Genomic DNA, 17,295 nt, shown 5'->3' with positions numbered 1-17,295 from the left:
GCAAGGCGGGGATTGAGGGCGTCGAGAGGGCATCGGGATCGATCGCCTGAAGAGGCTGGGGGTTGTCCCAGGCCCGTCACGGCAAGGCGGGGATTGAGGGGGTGGCAGGGCACTGGTATGCTTGCCGCGGGAGTTGGCCAGACAGTCGCCGCCGCTTGATGCGGGGGAGGAAAGTCCGGGCTCCATAGGGCGGAGTGCCAGGTAACCCCTGGGCGGCGTGAGCCGACGGAAAGTGCAGCAGAGAGTAGACCGCCTACGTCTCCCTCGGGAGGCCGGCAAGGGTGAAAGGGTGCGGTAAGAGCGCACCGCGCGCCTGGCAACAGTGCGTGGCACGGTAAACCCCACTCGGAGCAAGACCAAATAGGAACCCGTTGGCGTGGCCCGCGCTGGGTTCGGGTAGGTTGCTTGAGGGTAGTGGTGACACTGCTCCTAGAGGAATGACTGTCCTCGACAGAACCCGGCTTATCGGCCGACTCCCCATTTTTCTTGCGCGCTCGGGCCTGGCTCGAGCGGCGCGATCACTAGTTTGTGCGGCCAGGAGTCCAGTGGCGTGAGGGTTTTCCACCGCTGACGGCGCTGACGGCTGGCCGCGCGTAGGAACACCGCCGTCGAACGAGACCCGCATGCCGTCACCTTCCCCTGAATCCTCCGTGCGCGGCTTCGCTCATGAAAGCGTCCTGCTCGACGGTGCCGTCGACGCCCTGGTGCATGATCCCGCCGGCGTATATCTGGATGGCACCTTCGGACGAGGCGGTCATTCCCGCGCCATCCTTTCCCGCCTTGCACAAGACGGCGGCCTGCTGGCCCTTGATCGCGACCCCCAGGCGATCGCCGAGGCGGCCAGCATCGATGACCCACGCTTTACCATCGAACGTGCCGAGTTTGCGCGGCTGAGAGAGGTCGCCCGCGATCACGGCCTGGATGGCAAGCTGTCCGGTATCCTGCTCGACATTGGCGTGTCCTCGCCTCAGCTTGACGATCCCGATCGCGGTTTCAGCTTTCTGCGCGACGGCCCGCTGGACATGCGCATGGACCCGACCCAGGGCGAGAGCGCGGCCCAGTGGATTGCGCGTGTGGGCGAGGCCGAGATGGCTTCGGTGTTCAAGCGTTACGGCGAGGAGCGCTACGCTCGTCGGCTGGCGCGGGCCATCATCGCTCGGCGCCAGGAACGGCCTTTCACCCGTACGGCCGATCTTGCCGAGGTGGTCAAGGCCGCCCATCCCGCCTGGGAGAAGGCCAAGCATCCCGCCACTCGCGTGTTCCAGGCCATGCGTATCGAGATCAACGGTGAGCTCGATCAGCTCGATCAGGCGCTGGAAGCCGCGCTGGAGGCACTGGCGCCCGGGGGGCATCTGGTGGTGATCAGCTTCCACTCGCTGGAGGATCGACGGGTGAAGCGATTTATCCGCGATCACGTCAAGGGCGATACCCAGGTGCCCCGGGGTATACCGCTACGCGACGATCAGATCGCGCGACGGCTGGAGTCACTGGGCAAGGCGATGAAGGCCAGCGCCGAAGAGGTCGAGGCCAATCCACGCTCCCGCAGCGCCGTCATGCGCATGGCGCGCAAGCGCTACTGAGGACCTTCCATGGCTCAAGGACGACTGGATATCAACGCCTTTGGCTGGCCGCTGCCGCGCACCATGTCGCCACGCCTTTTGCTGGTGGTGGCGCTGCTGCTGGCATGCCTGGTGTCGGCGCTGGCGGTGATCAGCGTCAGTCACCAGACTCGCCAGCAGTATGCTCGGCTCCAGGAGCTGGAGCGTGAACAGCAGCAGTTGCAGACGGAGTGGGGGCAGTTGCTGCTGGAGGAGAGCGCCTGGTCGACGCCGTCGCGTGTCGAACGCCTGGCGGTGGAGCGTCTGGAGATGCGGCTGCCCGATATCCATGACATCGAGGTGATCACGCCATGACCGCGGAACTTCCCCGGGGCGTGACACCTCGCCGCCCGCCGCCGATGGAACCGATGGGGCGGGCGCGCTACGTGGTGATGATGACGCTGATCCTGCTGGGCCTGGGTCTGCTGGCCGGGCGGATCGTCGATCTTCACGTCATCGATCGCAACTTTCTTCAGGTGCAGGGGGACGCCCGTACCCTCAGAACCGATCCGATCCCCGCCCACCGGGGCATGATCACCGATCGTCACGGCGAACCGCTGGCGATCTCGACCCCTGTGGTGACGCTTTGGGCCAACCCCCAGGACCTGCCCGCTGACGACATCCAGCGGTTGCGCCTGGCCCAGGCGCTGGGCCAGGACCTCGATGCCCTCAACGAGCGTATCGACCGCTACAGCGAACGGGAATTCATGTACCTGCGTCGGCGCATGACCCCGGCCCAGGCCGAAGAAGTTCTCAAGCTGCGGGTGCCTGGCGTCCACGCCCGGGAAGAGTACAAGCGCTACTATCCTGCCGGCGAGGTGACCGCCCAGCTGCTGGGGGTCACCAACGTCGATGACCAGGGCCAGGAAGGACTGGAGCTGGCCTATCAATCCTACCTGTCCGGTGAGCCCGGCAAGCGCCGCGTGCTCAAGGACCGCCGTGGACGTCTGGTGCGCGACCTGGAGGTGCTGCAGGAGGCAGAGCCAGGCGGCAACCTGACGCTGTCCATCGACCAGCGCCTGCAGTACATGGCCTACCGTGAGATCAAGGCTGCCGTGGATGAAAACGACGCCGACGGCGGCGTACTGGTGATGATGGACGCGCGCAGCGGCGAGGTCCTGGCGATGGCCAACCAGCCCTCCTACAACCCCAATAATCGCGCCGGCCTGGACCCCCAGGGGCTGCGCAACCGGGCCATGGTCGACGTGTTCGAACCGGGCTCGGTGATGAAGCCGCTGGCCATGTCGGCGCTGCTCGAGACCGGTCGCTTTCCACGTGACACCGTGGTGGATACGTCGCCAGGCTGGATGCGAATCGACCGCTACACCATCCGCGACGTCTCCAACAATGGCGAGCTGACCCTGGCCGGGATCCTGCGCAAGTCCTCGAACATCGGCATGGCCAAGCTGACCCTACAGCTCGACGACCCGGTGGTGCCAGATCGCTACCGCGCGCTGGGCTTCGGCCAGGCCCCGGGCACCGGCTTCCCCGGAGAGGCCACCGGCAACATGCCGGCGCCGGCGGTGTGGTCGAGCAGTCAGTGGGCCGCGCTGTCCTACGGTTACGGTCTGTCGGTCACCGCCTTGCAGCTGGCCAGTGCCTATACCTCCATCGCCAATCATGGCGAACGCCTGCCGCCGTCACTGCTGCGCCTCAACCGCGCCGCCCAGGGCGAGCCGGTCATCGAGCCCGAGGTCGCCGACCGCGTCCTGGCCATGATGGATGAGGTGGTGGCACCAGGCACCGGCGCCCGACGCGCGCTGGTGCCCGGCTACAGTGTGGCCGGCAAGACCGGCACCGTGCGCAAGAGCGGCAGCGGGGGCTACGAGCAGAACGCCTACCGGTCGTTGTTTGTCGGGATTACCCCGGTCTCCGATCCACGCATCATCACCGTAGTAATGATCGACCATCCCCGGGGCGACGCCTACTACGGCGGCGCCATCGCTGCCCCGGTGTTCTCGCGGGTGGCGGGCAGTGCCCTGCGCATCCTCGACGTACCGCCGGATCGCCCCGAACAGGAGGGCGACAGCCCATGACGCAGAAGGCGACGGAATCCGCCATGACCCTATCCCTGGCGCGTCTTGACGACGTGCTGACCCAGTTCTGGAGTGAGCTTGCGCCGAACGCCGCGGTCGCCGGCGAGATGGCGACCTGGCTCACTACCGACAGCCGCGAGGTGTCGCCCGGCGCGACCTTTGTCGCGATCCCCGGCGTCGCCGCCGATGGCCGCGACTACATCGACAAGGCACTGGATGCCGGCGCCTGCCTGGTGCTGGCGGAAGGTCCGCAAGACGCCCCGCCGCGGGTCGATGGTCGCGTGCTGTGGCTGCCCGGGCTGCGCGCCCGACTCGGCGAGCTCGCGCGCACCCTGTATCAGGTGCCTGATGGGCTCGAGCTGATCGGTGTCACCGGCACCAACGGCAAGAGCTCGGTGACCCACTATATTGCCGAGCTGTCCCGCGCCACGGGCAGCGACTGTGGCCTGATCGGTACCCTGGGTCACGGCCGCCCGGGTGCCTTGACCCAGGGCATGCTGACCACCCCCGAGCCACTGGCGCTGCAACGCCAGCTGGGTGAGCTCGCCGACCAGGGCATCACTCGGGTAGCCATGGAAGTTTCCAGTCACGCCCTGGAGCAGGATCGGGTGGCGGGCTGTCGCTTTACTGCCGCGGTGTTTACCAACCTGAGCCGCGACCACCTCGACTATCACGGCAGCATGATCGCCTACGCCGCCTCCAAGGCGAAGCTGTTCAAGCGCCCGGAGATCAGCCTGGCCGTGGTCAACGGCGACGATCCCCTGGCTCGGCTGATGCTGGCGGGCATCGGCGAGGGCACCCGGGTGCTGGCCTGTGGTGAAGACGATGCCGTCTCGCTCAGGGTGCTGGATGTCGAGCCCGACGTCGGTGGGCAGCGTGCGCTGATCGCCACGCCGGAAGGCGAGAAGGTGGTGGTGCTGCCGCTGCTTGGTCGCTTCAATCTCGACAACGTCCTGCTGGCCATGGCCACCCTCTACGGTCTGGGTGTCGGCATCGACGAGCTGGTGACTGCCGCCGCGACCCTGACGCCGGTGCCGGGACGGATGCAGGCGTTGACGCGGCCCGGGGCTCCCACCGTGGTGATCGACTACGCCCACACGCCGGATGCGCTGGACAACGCCCTGGCGGCGCTTCGCGCCCACCTGCCCGGACGCGGGGCGCTGTGGTGCCTGGTCGGCTGCGGCGGTGATCGCGATAGCGGCAAGCGCCCGCTGATGGCCCAGGCGGCCGCAGGCCAGGCCGATCGACTGGTGATCACCGACGACAACCCCAGAAGCGAGGACCCGGACGCCATTCGCCAGACGATGCTCGCGGGGCTGGAGGGCCAGGCCCGCCAGCAGGCATGGGACATCGCCGGTCGCGGTGACGCCATCGCCCGTACCATCGCCGAGGCGAGCGCCGATGACGTGATTCTGATCGCCGGCAAGGGACACGAGGCCTACCAGGAGATTCAGGGCGTGCGCCACGACTTCTCCGACCTGGCCGAGGCCGAAGTCGCCTTGGACCAGCGTCGACAGGGGCGGGACCAATGAGCGCGCCAGGGCTCGCGTCGCTGGGGTCGGTGTGCCGTGCGCTGGGTGTCGATGAAGAGGGCGGTGGCGTTCAGGGGCTTGCCAACTCGCCGATAGCCGCCATCTCGCCGATAGCCGCCATCGTCACCGACACCCGTCGGGTGGCGGCGGACACGCTGTTCGTGGCCTTGAAGGGCGAGCGCTTCGATGCCCATGACTTTATTGCCAAGGCCCGCGAAGGCGGTGCCGTGGCGGCGGTGGTCGAGCACCCGGTGGACGACCCCTTGCCCCAGCTGGTGGTGGGCGATACCCGCATGGCGCTGGGGCTGCTGGCCCGTGAGCGGCGCCGGGCCTGGGGTGGTCCGCTGGTGGCGGTGACCGGCAACAGTGGCAAGACCACGGTCAAGCAGATGCTGGCGACATTGCTGGCTCGTCAGGGCGAGACCCTCGCCACCCACGGCAACCTCAACAACGATATCGGAGCGCCCTTGACGCTGCTGGCGCTTGCCTCGGATCACCAGAGAGCCGTGGTGGAACTCGGCGCCAACCACCTGGGCGAGATCGCCTGGACGGTAGCGCTGGCCGAACCCCAGGTCGCCATCATCACCAATGTCACCGGGGCCCACGTCGGCGAGTTCGGTGGCATGGGGCGCATCGCCCAGGCCAAGGGTGAGATTCTCGGCGGACTCGGCCCCGAGGGCGTCGCCGTACTCAACCGTGACGATCGCTACTTCTCGCTGTGGCAGCGCCTGGCGTCGCCCCGTGAGGTGATCGATTTCGGACTGACGCCCGAGGCGCGACTCCATGCCGGGGAACTGGTCTGCGATACGCTCGGGCGCTATGCTTTCACGCTGACTTTCGACGCTCAGGTGCTGGGGCGTGTCGAGTTGCCGCTGATGGGTCGTCACAACGTGTCCAATGCCCTGGCGGCTGCGGCAGGGGCGCTGGCCATGGGACTGCCCGCCGCCGACGTGGTGGCGGGACTCGGCGAGGTGGTGCCGACGCCGGGACGCCTGACCGTGGAGGAGGGGTTACGCGGTGCGCGGCTGCTCGATGATACCTACAATGCCAACCCGGGGGCGATGAAGGCGGCCATCGACGCCCTGCTGGGACTGCCCGGCCCGCACTGGTGCCTGCTCGGCGCCATGGGAGAGCTGGGCGAAGCGTCTGCCGATCTGCACGCAGAGATCGGACGCTACGCGCGGGAACGCGGCATCACATTTCTCGGTACTCTGGGCGAGGCGGCCGAGACCGCCGCCCGAGCCTTCGGCGAAGGCGGGTACCATTTTTCTGATCAGGCGGCGATGGTCCGCCATGTGCGTCAACATCTGCCCGAGGCGGCCAGCGTGCTGGTCAAGGGCTCCCGCGCCGCGGGGATGGAAGGCGTCGTGGCGGCCTTGCGGCCGGATGTTTCAAGGTGAACCTGATACATGTTGCTTTTCCTGGCTGAATTGTTGGCGAACTATCAAAGCGCCTTCAACGTCTTTGGATACCTCACCCTGAGGATGATTCTGGCGACCATCACCGCGCTGGTGCTGTGTCTGTGGTTTGGCCCCCTGATGATCCGCCGTCTGGTGGAGCGTCAGATCGGCCAGGCGGTGCGCGACGACGGTCCCCAGTCCCACCTGTCCAAGGCCGGTACGCCGACCATGGGCGGCGCCATGATCCTGATGGCCATGGCCGTCAGTACCCTGCTGTGGGGCGATCTGACCAACCATTATGTGTGGGTGGTGCTGGTCGTCACGCTGGGCTTCGGCGCCATCGGCTGGGTCGACGACTATCGCAAGGTGGTGGAAAAGAACCCGCGCGGACTGCCGGCTCGCTGGAAGTACTTCTGGCAGTCGGTGATCGGCCTGGGGGCTGCCGTGGTGCTCTACCTGACCGCGGCCTCGCCGGTGGAGACCAGCCTGATCCTGCCGCTGCTCAAGGACTTCGTGCTGCCCCTGGGTGGCTTCTACATCCTGCTGACCTACCTGGTGATCGTCGGCTCCTCCAACGCAGTCAACCTGACCGACGGCCTCGACGGCCTGGCGATCATGCCCACGGTGATGGTCGCCATGGGCCTTGGCGTCTTCGCCTACGCCAGCGGCAACGCGGTATTCTCCGAGTACCTGCAGATTCCGATGATCCCCGGTGCCGGCGAGCTGGCGGTATTCTGCGCCACCATTTCCGGCGCCGGACTCGGCTTTCTGTGGTTCAACACCTATCCCGCCCAGGTGTTCATGGGTGACGTTGGCGCCCTGGCGCTGGGTGCGGCCCTGGGCGTGGTCGCGGTGATCGTGCGCCAGGAAGTGGTGCTGTTCATCATGGGTGGCGTCTTCGTCATGGAGACCATCTCGGTGATCCTGCAGGTCGGCTCCTACAAGCTGACCGGTCGTCGTATCTTCCGCATGGCGCCGCTGCATCACCACTTCGAGCTCAAGGGCTGGCCCGAGCCTCGCGTGATCGTGCGCTTCTGGATCATCACCGTGGTGCTGGTCCTGCTGGGTCTGGCCACCCTCAAGATCCGCTGAGGTGGCCATGGACGCCAGTCAGGATGTGCGACTGCCGCAACGCCATGTCGTGCCCGCCCACCTGAGCGTGGTGGTAGGGCTCGGCCTTTCGGGGATGGCGATCTGTCGCCATCTCAAGCGTGAAGGCCGCGATTTCATGGTGGTGGACACCCGCGAGGCACCGCCGGGACTCGACGTCTTCCTGGCGGACTTTCCGGGGGTGCCGGTGCGCCTGGGGCCGCTCGATGGATTGGTGCTGGACGACGCGCGGGAGGTGATCCTGAGCCCCGGCATCGACCCCCATCAGGCGTGCTTCGAGGCGCCGGCCAGGCGCATCGATCCAGACACCGGCGAGCCCCGTCTGGTGGGTGAGATCGCGCTGTTCCGGCGGGCCTGTCGCGCGCCGCTGGCGGCCATCACCGGTGCCAACGCCAAGTCCACCGTGACCACCCTGGTCGGCGAGATGGCCCGCGAGGCGGGGCGGCGGGTGGCCGTGGGGGGTAACCTCGGTACCCCGGCGCTGGACCTGCTGGTGCAGGAACCCGAGGCGAATCTCTTTGTGCTGGAGCTGTCCAGCTTTCAGCTCGAGACGACCCCGTGTCTGGGGGCCGACAGTGCCGCCTTCCTTAACCTCAGCGAGGACCACCTCGATCGCCACGGCGACATGGCCGGCTATCGCCGCGCCAAGCTCGCGATCTTTCGTGGTGCCAGGCACGCGGTGGTCAACGCCGAGGACCCCCTGACCTGGCCGGACGAGGCGTTGCCTGCACTGTCACGCTTTGGCGTGACGGCGCCGCAATCCGGCGACGACTGGGGCGTGGTGGAGCACCAGGGCGAGCCCTGGTTCTTCCACGCGGACCAACCACTGTTGCCGGTGGCTCGCATGCGCCAGAGTGGCCGTCACCACCAGGCCAATGCGCTGGCCGCCCTGGCCATGGGGCAGCGTCTGGGCTTTCCGCTGGAGGCCATGGCCCGGGTGCTCGAACGTTTCAGCGGGCTTGCCCACCGCAGCGAGTGGCTCGCCACCATCGACGACGTCGACTGGATCAACGACTCCAAGGGCACCAATGTGGGCGCGACCCTGGCCGCCATTGCCGGACTCGGCCCGACCCTGGATGGGCGTCTGGTACTGCTGGCCGGCGGTGTCGGCAAGGGTGCCGATTTCTCGCCGCTGGCCGCCCCCCTGTCGCGCTACGCCCGTGAGGTGGTGCTGTTCGGCCGCGACGTCGAGGCGCTGGCCCAGGCCCTGAAGGGAGCGGTCGCCATCACCCGCGTCGACGACCTGGACGCCGCCATGTGTCGCGCACGGGAGGTGGCCAGGCCCGGTGATGCGGTGCTGCTGTCACCGGCCTGCGCCAGTCTCGATCAGTTCGTCAACTATCAGGCCAGGGGAGACGCCTTTCGCGCCTGGGTGCAGGATCTTTCCAGCGGAGCCAAGCCATGAGTCGTCTCGCCCGATCTCGCCAGCGCCTCGGGGCCCTGCGCGAGCGTCTTTCCACCCGCGACCATGCCTTCGATGGCTGGCTGGTGGTGGCTACGCTGTCGCTTCTGCTGATCGGCTGGGTGATGGTGACGTCGGCCTCCACCGAGGTGGCGTCGAGCCTGACCGGCAACGCCTGGTACTTCAGTATTCGCCACGGCATCTTCGTGCTGGGCGGGTTGACCGTGGGGTGCCTGGCGCTGCGCGTCCCCCTGGCCTGGTGGAAGGCCAATGGCCCGCTGCTGCTAGTGGTGGGACTGGTGCTGCTGTTGCTGGTACTGCTGGTGGGGCGCGAGGTCAACGGCAGCCGCCGCTGGCTGTCGATCCCCGGGGTGCCCTTCAATCTACAGGCCTCGGAGGTCGCCAAGCTCTGCTTGATCGCTTACATGGCGGGCTATCTGGAGCGCTTTCTGCCACAGGTCAGGCGTCAGTGGGGGGCCTTCCTGCGCCCGTTGGTAGTGGTCGGAGTGGTGGCCGTGCTGCTGATCCTCGAGCCCGACTACGGCGGCGTGGTGGTCATGACCAGCTGCGTCATGGGCATGTTGCTGATGGCCGGGGCGCCCTGGGGGCGCTTTCTGCTGTTGTTCGTGCTGGTGGGAACCCTGGGTGCCATCCTGGCGGTGGCCGAACCTTACCGCATGGCGAGACTGACAAGTTTCATCGATCCCTGGGCGGACCAGTTCGCCAGCGGTTACCAGCTGACCCAGGCGCTGATCGCCTTCGGTCGCGGCCACTTGATCGGCATGGGCCTCGGCAACAGCGTACAGAAGCTGTTCTACCTGCCGGAGGCCCACACCGACTTCGTCTTTGCGGTGCTCGCCGAAGAGCTCGGCATGGTCGGCGCGATCGCCGTGGTCGGCCTGTTCGCACTGCTGGTGTGGCGGGCCATGGCGGTTGGGCGTCGGGCCGAGCTTGCGAGGCTACCGTTTGCCGCCTACCTGAGCTATGGCATCGCCCTGGTGATCGGCGCCCAGGCCTTTATCAACATCGCGGTGAGTACTGGCATGTTGCCGACCAAGGGGTTGACCCTGCCGCTGTTGTCCTACGGTGGGTCGAGCCTGGTGGTGAGCTGTATCATGGTGGCGTTGTTGCTGCGGGTGGACATCGAGACGCGCGAGCGCCAGCGTCGGCAGTCGCCGGCGGCGCGGCGTGACCAGGCCCGCGAAGCGCCCAGGAGAACCAAGGCTGCAGGAGTGAAGCCGTGAGTGACACACAGGGAAGGCGAGCGCTGATCATGGCCGGCGGCACCGGGGGGCACGTCATCCCGGCGCTGTCGCTGGCCAGGGGATTGCAGCAGCAGGGCGTCGAGGTGGCGTGGCTGGGTAGTCCCAGAGGTATCGAGAATCGCCTGGTGCCCGAGGCCGGCATAGTGCTTCACCAGATCGCCATCAGCGGCCTCAGGGGCAACGGTCTGGCGGGCTGGCTCAAGGCGCCGGTGCGCCTTGGACGCGCCGTGGGCCAGGCGAGAAGCGTGATTCGCGAGTTCGACCCACAGCTGGTGGTTGGGCTCGGAGGCTTTGCCAGCGGCCCCGGCGGGCTTGCCGCCCGACTGTGCGGCAGACCGCTGGTCATCCACGAGCAGAACGCCGTGGCCGGGCTGACCAATCGTGCACTGTCGCACCTGGCCAAGCGAGTCTACGCCGCCTTTCCCCAGGCCTTCGGTGGCCGCGCCGAGGTCGTCGGCAATCCGGTCAGGGACGACATCGCCGCCCTTGGCGAGCATGCACGCGTGGCCGACCAGATGCGCGGACGACGCCTGCGGCTGCTGGTGGTCGGCGGCTCCCTGGGGGCGCTGGCGCTTAACCAGCAGATGCCCAGAGCGCTGGCCGAGCTACCCCCCGAGTCGCGTCCCGAGGTGCGCCACCAGGCCGGTAGAGACAAGGACCAGGCGACCCGAGAAGGCTATCGTGCCGCGGGCGTGGAGGCCGAGGTCAGCGACTTTATCGGTGACATGGCCGGCGCCTATGATTGGGCGGACCTGGTGGTCTGTCGTTCTGGCGCGCTGACCGTGGCGGAGCTGGCGGCGGCGGCCAAGCCGGCGCTGTTCGTACCCTTTCCCCACGCCGTGGATGATCATCAGACGGCCAACGCCCAGGCGCTGGTCGGTGCCGGTGCCGCGGCGCTTATTCAGCAGCGTGACATGAATCCGACGTCCCTGGCCGAGCGCCTGGGGACCTTGCTTGAGCCCGACACCCTGGCGGCCATGGCGAGCAAGGCAAGGGCCGAGGCCCACCTTGACGCTGTGGAACGGCTGGTGGCGGGCTGTATGGAGACAGGTTTTGAGTAATTCGACCCAAGGGCCGGTCCCCGGCCAACTGAGCTCATCCGCTGCCACCAGGCCCGGTCTCGGCATGCGGCGCATTCGTCGTATCCACTTCGTCGGCATCGGCGGCGCCGGCATGTGCGGCATCGCCGAGGTGCTGGCCAATCAGGGCTACCAGGTCAGCGGCAGCGATCTGCGTCATTCGTCGGTGGTGGCGCGACTCGAACAGTGCGGCGCCCAGGTGTTCATCGGACACGCTGCCGAGCACGCTGCCGGTGCCGATGTGGTGGTGGTATCCACCGCCGTGGACGCGGACAACCCGGAGCTTGTGTGGGCCCACGAGCATCGCGTGCCGGTGGTACGTCGCGCCGAGATGCTGGCCGAGCTGATGCGCTTCCGTCACGGCATCGCCGTGGCCGGGACCCACGGCAAGACCACCACCACCAGCCTGACCGCCACTCTGCTCGGCGAGGGCGGGCTCGACCCGACCTTCGTCATCGGCGGCAAGCTGACCAGCGCCGGTACCAACGCCCAGCTGGGGCAGGGCGACTACCTGGTGGCCGAGGCGGACGAGTCCGATGCCTCCTTTCTGCACCTGCAGCCGATGGTCAGCATCGTCACCAATATCGATGCCGACCATATGAGCACCTATGGTGGCGACTTCGAGCGTCTCAAGCACACCTTCATCGAGTTTCTGCATAACCTGCCGTTCTACGGTCTGGCGATACTGTGCATCGATGACGACAACGTGCGTGGCCTGCTCGACCGCATCAATCGCCAGTTCGTCACCTACGGCTTCTCCGACGACGCCGACTATCGCATCGAGAACTTCACCCAGAGTGCCGGCGAAGTCCGCTTTACCGCAGTGCGACCCGGCAACCTCGAGGATCTCGATGTCAGTCTGGCCATGCCGGGCCGTCACAATGCGCTCAATGCGCTGGCGGCGATCGCCGTGGCCAGCGACGCCGGGGTCGACGCCGAGGCGATTCTGCGGGGACTTGCGAGCTTTGCCGGGGTTGGCCGTCGCTTCCAGGTACACGGTCACTTCGCCGCGCCCAACGGTGAAGGTGAGGTGATGCTGGTGGACGACTATGGTCACCACCCCCGCGAGGTGGAGATGGTCATCAAGGCGGTGCGCGATGGCTGGTCCGAGCGCCGGCTGGTGATGGTCTACCAGCCCCATCGCTATTCGCGCACGCGCGATCTCTATGAGGACTTCGTCAGGGTGCTGTCCGGCGTCGATACGCTGGTACTGCTCGACGTCTACAGTGCCGGCGAAGCCGCGCTGCCCGGCGCCGATGGTCGCAGCCTGGCGGGTTCCATCCGTCAGCGTGGCGAAGTCGATCCGATCTTCGCCCAGGACAAGGCGGAATTGCCGGCGCTGCTGGCCAAGGTGCTCAGACCCGGCGATATCCTGATTACCCAGGGCGCCGGTGACGTGGGTGGCATCTCCCAGCGTCTGGCGGATGCCCAGCTTCAGTTCGACGAGGTGATCCTGTGACACGACAAGTACAGTCCTACGGCCATGTGGTGGTCATCTACGGTGGCCATAGTGCCGAACGAGAAGTGTCGCTGAACAGCGGTGCCGCCGTGCTGGCGGCGTGTCAGCGCCAGGGCCTTGAAGTGACCGGCTATGACCTTGCCGAGGGCGGCGTTGCCGGGCTGCAGGCGCTGAACCCCGATCTGGTGTTCATTGCCTTGCACGGCAGGGGAGGGGAGGACGGCTGTCTGCAGGGGGCCCTGGAACTGGCGGGAATCCCCTATACCGGCAGCGGTGTGCTGGCCTCGGCGCTGGGCATGGACAAGCTCAGGACCAAGGCGCTGTGGCAGACCCTGGGTCTGCCGACGCCCGAGAGCGTGCTGCTGTCGCCCGAAGCCGACTGGAACGAGGTGGCCGACCGACTGGGTCTGCCGCTGGTGGTCAAGCCGGTCCATGAAGGTTCGACCATCGGCATCAGCATCGTCAACAGCCGTGATGAACTCGAAACCGCCTATCGTGAGGCCGCCACCTTCGATACTCGGGTGATGGCCGAGCGTTTTGTGTCGGGAGACGAATTTACCTTGTCGGTACTTGGCGACAGCGCGCTGCCGGCCATTCGCGTCGAGGTGCCCAGCGGCTTCTACGACTACGAGGCCAAGTACCTGTCCAACGAGACGCTTTACCACCTGCCCTGTGGTCTGGATACCGAGCAGGAGACCGCGCTGGGCGAGCTGTGCCTGGCGGCGTTCGAGGCGGTGGGCTGTCAGGGCTGGGGCCGCGTCGATGTGATGCGCGACGCTGAAGGTCGGTTCTGGCTGCTCGAGGTCAATACCGTGCCCGGCATGACAGATCACAGTCTGGTGCCCCAGGCGGCGGCCCATGCCGGCATCGACTTCGACGAGCTGGTCCTGCGTATCCTCGATACCGCCAGGGAGCGCGGCTGAGATGGCCAGGCGCGGCACCTGGCTTGGCGTCGTGCTGCTGGCTGCCCTGGTGGGCGCCGGTGGCAAGGCGCTGTGGTTGTGGCTGGATCGGCCCATCGAGCGAGTGTCCATCGGTGGTGAGTTGCACCACGTGGACGCCAGCTACCTCAAGGGCCAGCTGGCGCCGCTGGTCAGGGGCCGGACCTGGCTGTCGGTGGACCTGGAGGCGCTGCGTGAGCAGGCATTGCAGGTGGGCTGGCTCAAGGAGGTGCGTATTCGTCGCGAGTGGCCCAATGCACTGACCTTCGAGCTCGAGGAGCAGCGCCCGGTGGCGCGCTGGAACGACGATCAACTGCTCAACGGCGATGGCGAGCCCTTTGTCTTTGCCCCGGTGGAGCCGCCCATGGGACTACCGGATATGGCGGGACCCGGTGGCGCTGGTCCCGAGGTGCTGGCCTACTTCGATGACCTGGGGCAGCGGCTGGACAAGATGGGGCTCGGGATCGACCAGCTACGTCTGGAAGCCCGCGGCGCCTGGCGCTTTCAGCTGGACAGCGGCGTCTGGATCATGCTCGGCCGTGGAGATCTGGACGCCCGCCTCGGGCGCCTCGAGGCGGCCTGGCGGCGTGAACTGGGTGAGGTCGCGTCGCACATTCGCTACATCGATCTGCGCTACCCCAACGGCGTCGCCGTGGCCTGGCATGGCGAGACGGAGCCGGTCGATGATGAGGCCGCGACTCGCGGTTAACGAAAAGACGGCATGGATCAGACGCGAGAACGGAATTATATGGCGACACTTTTCCGGCCATCGGCAAAGTTTTCTCGGTTTCTTTTGTTTAAATGTGTCCGTATCGTGGAATGAATGTACGCCCCGGGCTGGTCGAACAAGCGCTATTGTTCCTATAATCGTCCCAGGTTTTTTTATAACAGAGGCAGGTTCCGAGGTAACGGAATCCGTTCAAGGAGATTTCCCGGCTCATGGCAGGTCCATCCAACGTGTCCAATATGGTAGTCGGGCTGGATATCGGAACATCCAAGGTCGTCGCGATCGTGGGGCAACCCACCGACGATGGTGGTATCGAAATTGCCGGTATCGGCTCTCATCCCTCCCGTGGCATGAAGAAGGGAGTGGTGATCAATATCGAATCCACGGTCCAGTCGATTCAGCGTGCGGTTGAAGAAGCTGAGTTGATGGCCGGTTGCGACATACATTCGGTTTATGTGGGCATTGCCGGCAGTCATATCAGTTCCATGAATTCCGACGGGGTCGTGGCGATCAAGGAGCGCGAAGTTGCGCCTTCCGATATCGAGCGAGTGATCGACTCGGCGCGGGCCAGGGCCATTTCCGAAGGGCAGCGGGTGCTGCACGTGTTGCCCCAGGAGTTCGCCATCGACACCCAGGGCGGTATCCGTGAGCCGCTGGGCATGTCGGGTGTGCGTCTGGAGGCGCGAGTTCATCTGGTGACCGCCGCACTCAACGCGGTACAGAACATCGAGAAGTGCGTGCGTCGCTGTGGGCTCGACGTCGACGCCATCATCCTCGAGCAGCTGGCTTCCAGTCATGCCGTGCTTACCGAGGATGAGCGTGAGCTGGGCGTCTGCATGGTCGACATTGGCGGGGGCACCACCGATATCGCGGTATTCACCGAGGGCGCCATCCGCCACACTGCGGTGATACCGATCGCCGGTGACCAGGTCACCAACGATATCGCCATGGCGCTGCGTACCCCGGCTCAGTATGCCGAGGAGATCAAGGTCAAGTACGCCTGTGCGCTGACCCAGCTGGCTTCCAGCGACGAAATGATCAAGGTGCCGAGCGTCGGCGACCGTCCCGCCAGAGACCTGTCTCGACAGTCGCTGGCCGAAGTGGTCGAGCCGCGTTACGAGGAATTGTTCACCCTGGTGCGCGACGAACTGCGCCGCAGCGGCTTTGAGGATCTGGTCGCCGCAGGGGTGGTGTTGACCGGTGGCACATCACGCATGGAAGGTGTGGTGGAGCTTGCCGAAGAGATATTTCACATGCCGGTCAGGGTCGCTTGTCCGCAGAATGTGAGGGGCCTGGCCGACGTGGTGCGAAATCCGATTTATTCGACGGGTGTCGGTTTGTTACATTACGCTCTACATGAGGCCCGTCAGGGTCGTGTCCACCAGGGGCAGGGTGGCACCATCTCGTCGCAATCGAGACGCGAGGACGTCTCCCGGCGTGGACCAGAGGAAAGGACTCCGGCGCTGGAAAAGATCAAAGGCTGGTTCAAAGGAAATTTCTGAAAGGGCCGCACAAGCGGCTCAGGAGACGGGGCAAATGTTCGAAGTCGTAGATAGCGCGCCCTCAAGCAGCGCGGTCATAAAGGTCATCGGCGTCGGTGGCGGCGGCGGCAATGCCGTCAATCACATGGTCGAGAGCAGCATCGAAGGGGTGGAGTTCATCTGCGCCAATACCGATGCCCAGGCGCTCAAGCGCGTCTCCGCCAAGACCGTGTTGCAGCTCGGCAGCGAGATCACCAAGGGGCTTGGCGCCGGTGCCAACCCCGAAGTGGGTCGTCAGGCCGCGATGGAAGATCGTGAGCGGATCGCCGAGTTGCTCGGTGGCGCCGACATGGTCTTCATCACCGCCGGCATGGGTGGTGGTACCGGCACCGGCGGGGCACCGGTGGTCGCCCAGGTCGCCAAGGAGCTGGGCATCCTGACCGTCGCGGTGGTCACCCGCCCGTTCCCCTTCGAAGGCCCCAAGCGCATGCGCGCAGCGGAAGAGGGCATGAAGGAGCTGTCCGAGCATGTCGACTCGCTGATCACCATTCCCAACGAGAAGCTTCTGTCCGTGCTTGGCAAGAGCGCGACACTGCTGACTGCCTTCAGCGCCGCCAATGACGTCCTGCTGGGTGCCGTACAGGGTATCGCCGAGCTGATCACCAGCCCGGGCATCATCAACGTCGACTTCGCCGACGTGCGCACCGTGATGTCAGAGATGGGCATGGCGATGATGGGCACCGGTGGTGCCACCGGCGAAAATCGCGCACGCGAGGCCGCCGAGAAGGCGATCCGCAGCCCGCTGCTCGAGGATATCGATCTGCACGGCGCTCGCGGCATCCTGGTCAACATCACCGCTGGGCCGGATCTGTCGATCGGTGAGTTCAACGACGTCGGCGCCACGGTGCAGGAGTTCGCCTCCCAGGACGCCACCATCGTCGTGGGTACCTCCATCGACATGGACATGACCGACGAACTGCGGGTCACCGTGGTCGCGGCGGGTCTCGACAATCAGGTGTCACGCCAGCAGAAGCCGGCGGCGCAGCAGCAGGTTCGTCGTCCCGAGGCGCGCCAGCGTCCTCAGCAGAGTGCGATCAATCGCGCCCAGGGCGGCGCCGGTGTGGCCGCAGCGAGCAAGCCAGAGGCGCAGGAATCACCGCGACCGCAGGCCGAGAAGCGCAAGTCTCAGGAGTTGGACGATTATCTCGATATTCCCGCCTTCCTGCGGCGTCAGGCGGACTGATCGAGAGCAGAGTGCGCGAAAT

The 17,295-nt window shown here is 66.3% G+C and carries 14 protein-coding genes and 1 other RNA gene; all 15 read left to right on the top strand.

The genetic code is table 11. From position 1 onward, the window contains the following. Positions 1-129 precede the first annotated feature (129 nt). The 15 genes from rnpB (at position 130) to ftsZ (ending at position 17,273) form a co-directional block, all read left to right on the top strand. An RNA gene (gene rnpB / locus NFH97_RS00865) (RNase P RNA component class A) lies at positions 130-481 on the top strand. Between the two features lie 142 nt (positions 482-623). Next, positions 624-1,580 (top strand): 16S rRNA (cytosine(1402)-N(4))-methyltransferase RsmH, encoded by a 957-nt coding sequence (gene rsmH, locus NFH97_RS00860; protein ID WP_349624234.1) that lies wholly within the window; start codon positions 624-626, stop codon positions 1,578-1,580. Between the two features lie 9 nt (positions 1,581-1,589). After that, a complete protein-coding gene (gene ftsL, locus NFH97_RS00855; protein ID WP_052704393.1) occupies positions 1,590-1,913 on the top strand; it encodes a cell division protein FtsL in 324 nt (107 codons plus the stop codon). Then, entirely contained in the window at positions 1,910-3,634 is a 1,725-nt protein-coding gene (locus tag NFH97_RS00850) for a peptidoglycan D,D-transpeptidase FtsI family protein (protein ID WP_349624233.1), read from the top strand. Before ftsL ends, NFH97_RS00850 begins: the two co-directional genes overlap by 4 nt. Positions 3,635-3,657: 23 nt before the next feature. After that, entirely contained in the window at positions 3,658-5,166 is a 1,509-nt protein-coding gene (locus NFH97_RS00845) for a UDP-N-acetylmuramoyl-L-alanyl-D-glutamate--2,6-diaminopimelate ligase (protein WP_349624231.1), read from the top strand. Next, positions 5,163-6,566 (top strand): UDP-N-acetylmuramoyl-tripeptide--D-alanyl-D-alanine ligase, encoded by a 1,404-nt coding sequence (locus NFH97_RS00840; RefSeq protein ID WP_349624230.1) that lies wholly within the window; start codon positions 5,163-5,165, stop codon positions 6,564-6,566. Before NFH97_RS00845 ends, NFH97_RS00840 begins: the two co-directional genes overlap by 4 nt. Positions 6,567-6,575: 9 nt before the next feature. Further along, positions 6,576-7,658 (top strand): phospho-N-acetylmuramoyl-pentapeptide-transferase, encoded by a 1,083-nt coding sequence (mraY, locus tag NFH97_RS00835; RefSeq protein ID WP_108132663.1) that lies wholly within the window; start codon positions 6,576-6,578, stop codon positions 7,656-7,658. Between the two features lie 7 nt (positions 7,659-7,665). Continuing rightward, positions 7,666-9,081, top strand: coding sequence for a UDP-N-acetylmuramoyl-L-alanine--D-glutamate ligase (murD, locus tag NFH97_RS00830; protein WP_349624229.1), 1,416 nt, complete (start codon positions 7,666-7,668; stop codon positions 9,079-9,081). Next, entirely contained in the window at positions 9,078-10,322 is a 1,245-nt protein-coding gene (gene ftsW / locus NFH97_RS00825) for a putative lipid II flippase FtsW (RefSeq protein ID WP_045993378.1), read from the top strand. The genes murD and ftsW overlap by 4 nt, the downstream gene beginning before the upstream one ends. A gap of 29 nt (positions 10,323-10,351) precedes the next feature. Next, positions 10,352-11,404 carry an undecaprenyldiphospho-muramoylpentapeptide beta-N-acetylglucosaminyltransferase gene (gene murG / locus NFH97_RS00820; RefSeq protein ID WP_349625487.1) on the top strand — a complete coding sequence of 351 codons (1,053 nt, stop codon included), beginning with the start codon at positions 10,352-10,354 and terminating at the stop codon, positions 11,402-11,404. Positions 11,405-11,468: 64 nt separating this feature from the next. Beyond that, positions 11,469-12,881, top strand: a complete 1,413-nt coding sequence (murC, locus tag NFH97_RS00815) for a UDP-N-acetylmuramate--L-alanine ligase (RefSeq protein WP_045993379.1) — start codon at positions 11,469-11,471, stop codon at positions 12,879-12,881. After that, positions 12,878-13,804 carry a D-alanine--D-alanine ligase gene (locus NFH97_RS00810; protein WP_045993380.1) on the top strand — a complete coding sequence of 309 codons (927 nt, stop codon included), beginning with the start codon at positions 12,878-12,880 and terminating at the stop codon, positions 13,802-13,804. The genes murC and NFH97_RS00810 overlap by 4 nt, the downstream gene beginning before the upstream one ends. Before the next feature lies 1 nt (position 13,805). Beyond that, positions 13,806-14,531 (top strand): cell division protein FtsQ/DivIB, encoded by a 726-nt coding sequence (locus tag NFH97_RS00805; protein ID WP_108132665.1) that lies wholly within the window; start codon positions 13,806-13,808, stop codon positions 14,529-14,531. A 230-nt stretch (positions 14,532-14,761) separates the two neighbouring features. Then, positions 14,762-16,051 carry a cell division protein FtsA gene (ftsA, locus tag NFH97_RS00800; protein WP_045993382.1) on the top strand — a complete coding sequence of 430 codons (1,290 nt, stop codon included), beginning with the start codon at positions 14,762-14,764 and terminating at the stop codon, positions 16,049-16,051. Between the two features lie 34 nt (positions 16,052-16,085). After that, the gene (ftsZ, locus tag NFH97_RS00795; protein WP_045993383.1) at positions 16,086-17,273 is read left to right on the top strand and encodes a cell division protein FtsZ; all 1,188 of its coding nucleotides are present in this window, start codon (positions 16,086-16,088) and stop codon (positions 17,271-17,273) included. Positions 17,274-17,295 lie beyond the last annotated feature (22 nt).

Source organism: Halomonas sp. SCS19 (genome assembly GCF_040147015.1).
Classification (GTDB): Bacteria; Pseudomonadota; Gammaproteobacteria; order Pseudomonadales; family Halomonadaceae; genus Halomonas; species Halomonas litopenaei.
Note: the sequence above shows the minus strand (reverse complement) of the source record. Positions and strands in the feature narration are given on the sequence as shown.